The 888-nt window shown below is 54.4% G+C and carries 1 rRNA gene; it reads left to right on the top strand.

Going from position 1 to position 888, the window contains the following annotated elements:
* Window positions 1–2 precede the first annotated feature (2 nt).
* A 16S ribosomal RNA gene (locus ACFSQR_RS17985) occupies window positions 3–888 on the top strand; the annotation flags it as partial.

The raw sequence follows: 888 nt of genomic DNA on the forward strand, positions 1-888 counted from the left end.
TTAAACTGAAGAGTTTGATCCTGGCTCAGATTGAACGCTGGCGGCATGCTTTACACATGCAAGTCGAACGGCAGCGCGGGGCAACCTGGCGGCGAGTGGCGAACGGGTGAGTAATATATCGGAACGTACCCAAGAGTGGGGGATAACGTAGCGAAAGTTACGCTAATACCGCATACGATCCAAGGATGAAAGCAGGGGACCGCAAGGCCTTGTGCTCCTGGAGCGGCCGATATCTGATTAGCTAGTTGGTGAGGTAAAGGCTCACCAAGGCGACGATCAGTAGCTGGTCTGAGAGGACGACCAGCCACACTGGAACTGAGACACGGTCCAGACTCCTACGGGAGGCAGCAGTGGGGAATTTTGGACAATGGGCGCAAGCCTGATCCAGCAATGCCGCGTGAGTGAAGAAGGCCTTCGGGTTGTAAAGCTCTTTTGTCAGGGAAGAAACGGCGCCGGCTAATATCCGGCGCTAATGACGGTACCTGAAGAATAAGCACCGGCTAACTACGTGCCAGCAGCCGCGGTAATACGTAGGGTGCAAGCGTTAATCGGAATTACTGGGCGTAAAGCGTGCGCAGGCGGTTTTGTAAGTCTGACGTGAAATCCCCGGGCTTAACCTGGGAATTGCGTTGGAGACTGCAAGGCTAGAATCTGGCAGAGGGGGGTAGAATTCCACGTGTAGCAGTGAAATGCGTAGAGATGTGGAGGAACACCGATGGCGAAGGCAGCCCCCTGGGTCAAGATTGACGCTCATGCACGAAAGCGTGGGGAGCAAACAGGATTAGATACCCTGGTAGTCCACGCCCTAAACGATGTCTACTAGTTGTCGGGTCTTAATTGACTTGGTAACGCAGCTAACGCGTGAAGTAGACCGCCTGGGGAGTACGG

The organism is Pseudoduganella sp. GCM10020061, from assembly GCF_042683405.1.
GTDB lineage: Bacteria > Pseudomonadota > Gammaproteobacteria > Burkholderiales > Burkholderiaceae_D > Telluria.